This window comes from Arthrobacter sp. NPDC057388 (assembly GCF_042668165.1).
In the GTDB taxonomy this organism is placed as follows: domain Bacteria; phylum Actinomycetota; class Actinomycetes; order Actinomycetales; family Micrococcaceae; genus Arthrobacter.
This window is the reverse complement of the sequence record NZ_JBHVBL010000013.1, coordinates 99236-106289: the sequence shown is the minus strand read 5'-3', so window position 1 is coordinate 106289 and position 7054 is coordinate 99236. Positions and strand designations below refer to the sequence as shown.

The 7054-nt window shown below is 66.1% G+C and carries 5 protein-coding genes; all 5 read left to right on the top strand.

Going from position 1 to position 7054, the window contains the following annotated elements; translation table 11 throughout:
- The first annotated feature begins 149 nt into the window (after positions 1-149).
- The 5 genes from ACFUTU_RS08920 to ACFUTU_RS08900 all read left to right on the top strand — a co-directional run bounded on the left by ACFUTU_RS08920 (position 150) and on the right by ACFUTU_RS08900 (position 6638).
- Entirely contained in the window at positions 150-1397 is a 1248-nt protein-coding gene (locus ACFUTU_RS08920; protein ID WP_377963296.1) for a S1C family serine protease, read from the top strand.
- A gap of 155 nt (positions 1398-1552) precedes the next feature.
- The gene (locus ACFUTU_RS08915; RefSeq protein ID WP_377963294.1) at positions 1553-2143 is read left to right on the top strand and encodes a hypothetical protein; all 591 of its coding nucleotides are present in this window, start codon (positions 1553-1555) and stop codon (positions 2141-2143) included.
- 251 nt (positions 2144-2394) lie between these two features.
- The gene (locus ACFUTU_RS08910) at positions 2395-3387 is read left to right on the top strand and encodes a hypothetical protein (RefSeq protein WP_377963292.1); all 993 of its coding nucleotides are present in this window, start codon (positions 2395-2397) and stop codon (positions 3385-3387) included.
- 234 nt (positions 3388-3621) lie between these two features.
- A complete protein-coding gene (locus ACFUTU_RS08905) occupies positions 3622-5913 on the top strand; it encodes a bifunctional polysaccharide deacetylase/glycosyltransferase family 2 protein (protein ID WP_377963290.1) in 2292 nt (763 codons plus the stop codon).
- 80 nt (positions 5914-5993) lie between these two features.
- Positions 5994-6638 carry a LysE family translocator gene (locus ACFUTU_RS08900; RefSeq protein WP_377963288.1) on the top strand — a complete coding sequence of 215 codons (645 nt, stop codon included), beginning with the start codon at positions 5994-5996 and terminating at the stop codon, positions 6636-6638.
- Positions 6639-7054 lie beyond the last annotated feature (416 nt).

Sequence of the window (7054 nt, the reverse complement as noted above, 5' to 3'; positions counted from 1 at the left end):
GCCTCTGTCCTCATCTGCTTCTGTTGAGAATGCCGGGCCGGCCTTCACAGCTTCATCACAGCATCGGGACAGACGGGCGAAAGGCCCCGTGGACAGGATGGGAGGAACGCTCCGGGAAACGCCGGAGCACACCGCCAGAGGAGCCACCCATGCACACGGACACCCGCCCCACGCCCGCCATCCCCGCCGCAGCACCCGCGGTCCAGGCGGCTCCCGAGGCCGGGCCGCGGGATCGGAAACAGGGGGACAGGAAGCGGGTGGGTCCGGGCGTCTTTGTCACATGCCTGGTGGCGGCCGGGCTGCTGGGCGGCGGCGCGGCCACCGGCGTTGCGGCCCTGTGGCCCGGCGCGCCGGAGCAGACCACCACCACGGCGCAGGCCGCGATCAGCCCGGTCATCGTCAACAACACGGAGAGCGTCAACGCCGTCACGGCCGCGGCGCAAAAGGCTTCGCCCAGCGTGGTGACCATCAGCGTCAGCTCAGGCAGCTCAGGCGGCACCGGCTCGGGCATCATCCTGGACGCCGAAGGCCACATCCTCACCAACACCCACGTGGTGACCCTGGACGGCTCGGCCACGGATCCCGCCGTCGAGGTCCGGACCAGCGACGGGAAGGTCTACACGGCCACAGTCGTGGGCACCGACCCGCTCTCCGACCTGGCCGTGATCAAGATCGACGCCGAGGGGCTCACCCCGGCAACACTCGGGGATTCCGGCGCGGTGAACGTCGGCGATACCGCCATCGCCATCGGTGCGCCCCTGGGACTTAGCGGCACCGTCACGGACGGCATCGTCTCCGCCGTGAACCGCACCATCGAGACGGAGTCCTCCGCCACATCCGACGGCGCCTCCTCCAGGTCCGGCATATCCGCCTCGGCGCAGGACTCCATCAGCATCAACGTCATCCAGACCGACGTTGCCATCAACCCCGGCAACTCGGGCGGCGCCCTGGTCAACGCGCAGGGCGAAATCATCGGGGTCAACGTGGCCATCGCCTCGGCGGGATCGTCGTCCTCCTCTTCGGCGCAGAGCGGCAACATCGGCGTCGGATTTTCCATCCCGATCAACCAGTCCAAGCGGGTGGCGGAGGAAATCATCTCCACGGGTAAGGCGACCCATGGCCGGCTGGGACTGTCCGTGCAGGACAAAACGCAGGGATCGTCGTCGGACTTCACCGCCGGCGCAGAGGTGGCCTCGGTGACCTCCGGGTCCGCGGCGGACAAGGCCGGGCTGCAGGCCGGCGACGTGGTCACCGGCCTGGCAGGCCGCACCGTCACCGACGCCTCCGAACTGACGGCGGCCGCGCGCGAACAGGCCGCCGGATCCACCGTGAAGATCACCTTCCAGCGGGACGGCCAGGAGCAGTCCGCGGACATCACGCTGGACGCCGCGTCCTAATCCGCCCCCCGAAGCGCCGGGCGCCGTTCCATGGGGGAGCGGCGTCCGGTTCCTCCGAATAGTCTGTGAAACCACTGCCGCGTGTAGCGCGCCCGGGCGGCCGACTGTACCGTTCATTGTGGGTCCACAGCAGCGGTGGAAGAGGCAGATGCCCGATGCGCAAAATGGCGGTGCTGGCGGCGGGGGTGTTTTCCCTGGTCCTGGCCTCCGCCTGCGCGCCGCCACCGCCGCAGCCATCGGACGAGAAAGTTGTGACCGACGCGTACATGACCGCCTACACATGGTTCGACAACACGCCCCCGGGTTCCCTCGAGATCAGCAACCCCGTCTTGCACGCGAAGGCCGGGGGGACCGGGACGTACGAGGATCCGGTGACCATCGCCGTCGGGCATTCATTGGAAACAGGGAAGGATGTCCTGGACATTCCCGCCGGCACGCGGATTTATGTCCCGAACGTGCGGCGGTACTTCATCGTGGAGGACACCTGCGGTGACGGACCCACCCCGGAGAACAAGCCCTGCCATTCCAGGGCAAAGGCGCAGGACGGAGCGTCGATCTGGGTGGACCTGTGGATCGGCGGCGAGGGCGGAACCAAGTCGTCCACCCGGCGGTGTGCGCGGAAAGTGACCACCGTGGGGACTGCGGTCTTCAACCCCCGCCCGGACTACGCCGTGGCATCCGGAGGCGGCGTCATCCATGGCGGCAAGTGTGACACTGGCTATGGGAACGAACTGCTGACGAAGTAGCCGGTTCGCGTAACCACACCTTCCATGCCGCGGGGGCGGGGCACGCCGTGAATTGGCGCCCCGCCCTGCCAACAATGTAACGTTTGGGTCACCGGTCGGCGCACACGCCCCTTAGAACGCCCTGAATTCTGTTTCGTGTGGTAAGTCCCTCGACGGCGTTGCTTTGCTATGCCCCAGACCGCGACCCCGTCGGGCAGGACCTGGTTCGCATCGGACTGCCCGTTTCGCACGCCCGAAGAGGATTTAGTTCCATGCGCAGGAAATATCTGCCGTCCGCCGCCATGCTCTCGGTTCTGCTCGTCACGTCGGCGTGCGGGACTGCAACCGTCGCCCCGACGGCATCGCCGCAGGCTGCGGGTCTGGCAACCGCCGGCGTTGAGGCCGGCTTCGGCAGCGGACCGGAAGTCGGCGTCTCGCAGCGGGTGGCAGCTGAGAACCTCAAGGCCGCCAAAGCTGCCAAGGTTAAGGCCGCGAAGGCAGGAGCGGCAGCCAAAGTCAAGGCCGCCAAGACCAAGGCAAACGCAGCGGCCAAGGCAGCAGCATCCAAGGCGGCCGCGGCCGGGAAAAAGGCCGCGGCTACGTCCGCCGCAGCCGCGTCCGCGGCGGCCAAGCAGAAAGCCGCAGCCAAGCAGAAGGCGGAGCAGGCTGCGGGGAAGGCGGCCGCGGCCGCCCGCAAGCATGTGGCGCCAGTGCCTGCCGTTCCGAAGCCGGCCCCCGCACCGGTCCAGACGTCCTCGGAAAAGATCGTCAGGACTGCCTACACCACGGCTTACACCTGGTACGACAACACTCCGCAGGGGTCGGCGTCGATCAGCCATCCGGTGCTGCACAAGACCGCGGGCGGCACCGGCACCTACGCGGACCCGATCACCATTGCCGTGGGACACTCCCTGGCATCCGGCCAGGATGTTCTCGACTTCCCGGCCGGCACCCGGATCTACCTGCCGGACGTACGCCGCTACTTCATCGTTGAGGACACCTGCGGTGACGGCAATGATCCGGAGAACGGCCCCTGCCACCAGGGCACCAACGCGGAGGGCACCAACTCCACCATCTGGATCGACATGTGGATCGGCGGCCAGAGCGTGGATTCCGACGGCGCCGACGAGTGCGCCAGCCGGGTGACCGACGTGCACACGGCGGTCTTCAACCCGGCGGGCAACTATGCGGTGGCGCCCGGTGCAGGGGTCATCCATGACGGCAAGTGCGACGCCGGATACGGAGACTCCCTCGTCAGGAGGTAGCCCGTCAGGAAGTAGCCGCCGGGGGGCAGAATGAACCCGCTCGGAGTCGGGTAGACAAGTATCCGGCAGGCAGCGGAATTGAGTAGGCACCACTCGTGCGCTCCCGGCCCGGGATTCATACTCTCGTAGGATGCAAGGCCGACATGTGTCGGTTCAGCGGCTGAGGCTGGGTGGGCCAACCGGAACTCACGTTCCGGAACCATCAATACCGGAACTCGTATTTTGGGTACGCGCATGTCAGAGCCGACTTCGCAAACTATCCGTGCTTCAGCCCCAGTCTTCTTCGATGCCAGCGGCAAACGGTGGCGACGAATCCTGCAGTGCCTCGCAGCAGCGATTTTGGCTGTCTCGCTGGCCGTGGCCTGGGTCCTGCCGCAGGCCACGTCTCCGCTGTGGCAGCCGCAACTGAACCAGTCGGCCAAGTACCCGCGCAGGCTCCTGGCCACCGGATACCGCCACAACATTCCGGTTCTGGGCGATGACACGGATTTTGCCTTCGACCGCATTGCACTGGTGGAGCGCAGCGGGAACAGGGTCCTGCTCAAGGATCCCTTCAGCGAGACCGTGTACCGGGAGGCCACCGACGACGAAAAGAAGCTGATCGAGAACCGCTCCTTTGTCATTGACAAGTACGGAAAGCCGGCAGACCACCAGCTGATGCTGACCTTCGACGACGGGCCCGATCCTCGCTTCACGCCGGAACTGCTGGACCTGCTCTCCAAGGAAAAGGTGCCGGCGACGTTCTTCATGATCGGAGAGGACGTGGTGAAGTTCCCGGACGTTTTCAAGCGGGTCATCCGTGAGGGCCACATGGTGGGCAACCACACCATGTTCCATTCCGACTTCTGGGCGCACGACGACTACTACAACCGGGAAGCGATCATCGGAACCGACCGGGTCATGCGCGCAACCGACAATTACGCCACCCGGCTATTCCGGATCCCCACCGGTGACCCGGAAAACAACACACTGGCCCTCCTTCAGGCCCAGCAACTGGGCTTCCTGCACGTCGACATGGACCTGGACACGCTGGATTGGGAACGCGCGCCGGGAGAACCGGTGCCGGTCCCCACCCTGGACGGCAAGGGCCACATCGTCCTCCTGCACGACGGCGGCGGCGACCGGAGTGCGACGATCAACATGCTGAAAACCCTGATTCCCCGGGCAAGGGCACTGGGTTACACGTTCAGCACCGTCCAGCCGCTGCTGGCCGGTGAATACGTGCCGCAGCGGACCACGCCTGAGGCAGACGACTACCTGACCCTGACCACCTATACCGCCGTTCTTGTGGCCCCCGATGTGGTCATCACCTGGCTGTTCTGGTTCGGCATCGGGTCCCTGACGGTCCTGACGTTCCTTTACGTGGTCCTGGCAATGGTTAACAACCGCCGCCAAAAACGCCGCCGCTGGGACGCCATTCCCGAGGAGGACTGGCCGTTGGTCAGTGTGGTCCTGCCCGTGTACAACGAGGAACGCGTCGTGGAAAAGACCCTGGCCGCCCTCCAGGTCAGCGACTATCCGCGTTTCGAGGTGGTGGCCATCAATGACGGATCCACGGACAACACCCTCGCCGTCCTCAGGGACTATGCGAGCACGTGGCCACAGCTGAAGGTGCTGGACCAGCCCAACGGGGGCAAATCCGAGGCCAGCAACAATGGCATTTCGCACTCCCGCGGCGACGTTGTGGTCACCCTGGACGGCGACACCCTGTTTGAGCGGCAGACCATCCGGATGTTCGCCCGCCATTTCTGCGTGGACGACGGCGGCAAGAAGCTGGGTGCCGTTGCCGGCCACGTGAAGGTGGGCAACAGGCGCAGCCTGCTCACTTCCTGGCAAAGCCTGGAATACCTGTCCGGGATCTGTGTCACCCGCATGGCGGAAGGACTGATGGGGGCGATCTCCATCGTCCCCGGCGCCTGTGCCGCGTGGCGGAGGGACGCGCTGATCCAGGCAGGCGGTTACTCCACGGACACGCTCGCCGAAGACGCCGACCTGACGCTGTCCCTGCAGCAGCTCGGCTACAGGATTGTCCAGGAGAACAAGGCGGTTGCGTGGACCGAGGCTCCGATGACCGTGGCGGGACTGGCCAGGCAGCGGCTCCGCTGGACCTACGGCAACATCCAGACGATCTACAAACACCGCCGCATGATCGGCAATGCCCGCTACGGGGCGCTGGGCCTGCTCACCCTGCCCTACGCGCTGCTCTCGGTGATCGTGCCGCTGATTTTCATGCCCATGACCATCGTTGTGGCTGCCGTGGATCTGTCCCGCGGCGAATGGCAGGCCATCGCCGTCTTCGCGGTCTTCGTCGCGGGCACCCACATGGTCATCTCGACCGTGGCCGTCATCATGGTGCGGGAAGACCCCAGCCACCTGCTCATGGTCCCCATCTACCGGCTGATCTACGAACCGCTCCGTGCCTACGTGATTTTTGGCGCCACGATTCAGGCCCTGCGCGGGCGGGTTGTGGGCTGGTACCGGCCGGAGCGCACCAACAGTGTCCTGCTCGCCGTCGCCACCGAATAAGAGGGTCGCCGGCGAATAGGAGGGCCGCCGCCGAACAGGGCGGCAGGAACGCTCCCTGGCTTTCAGGGATAATCGTTCCCATGACCCTCGCCTCACTCGCCGCCTTTGCGGGACTGTGCCTCATCCTGTCCCTGACGCCCGGACCGGACACGTTCCTGGTGCTCCGCATCGCCCTGAACCGGCCAAGCGCCGGGATTGCGGCTGCGGCGGGCTCGGCGCTTGCCGCCATCGCCTGGGCGGCCCTGGTCGGCGTCGGGCTGGCCGCGGTTCTGGAGCAGTCCGCGGAGGTGTTCCGCTGGCTCAAGATCGCGGGCGGCCTGTACCTGCTGTACCTCGGCATTTCGTCCTTCCTGAAGACGCGGAAGGCAGCCAAGGAGGGCCTGGCGGGCGGCGGCGAAGAAGCAGCCGCGCCGCGGCACAGCAACCTGGCCGGCCTCGGCGCAGGGGCGCTGTCCACGCTGCTCAACCCGAAGGTTGGCCTCTTCTTCCTGGCGGTGGTTCCCCAATTCATCCCGCCGGGCGGCGACACCATGGCCACGGCGATGGTCCTGGGTGCGGTGGAAGCGGTCATCGCCTTTGCCTACCTGGCCGTCGTCGCGCTCATTGCCTACAAGGCGATGGGGTGGCTGCGGCGCCCCAAGGTGAGCACCGCCGTCGAACGCGTCAGCAGCGGCATCATCGCCGGCCTCGGCGCCGGCGTCATCGCCTCGAGCGCGAACAGCTAACTAGCCGCCGCGAGCGCGAACGTGCAGTTGTGGCCCCAAATCCGCGTGGAATTGGGGCCTCTAGCGGGCCCCCAATAGCCGCGGAATTAATTCGCCGGAATTTCCAGAGCTCTGGCGCTCCGCCGAGGGGTGTGGTGAGAAGTTTGTCGACGCCTGTCTGTACCGGTTCAGTGCCCGCCACTGCGGCAGAGTCAGGTGCACTAAGCCGGATCCCGCCGGCGTACGGCTGCATCACCGCGCACAGCATGACGACCGCCAGTTGCATTGATACCCATCGCGTTACGAATTTGGTGCTCCTTGCGGCGGGTATGTGAATGCTGTGCTGATTAAAGTCAGACATCGCGACCCTGATTCTGAATGTCGCGGGGCCTCCCCCCAAAAGAGAACCGCGTGATTATCGGTTTGTTGAGGCCCCG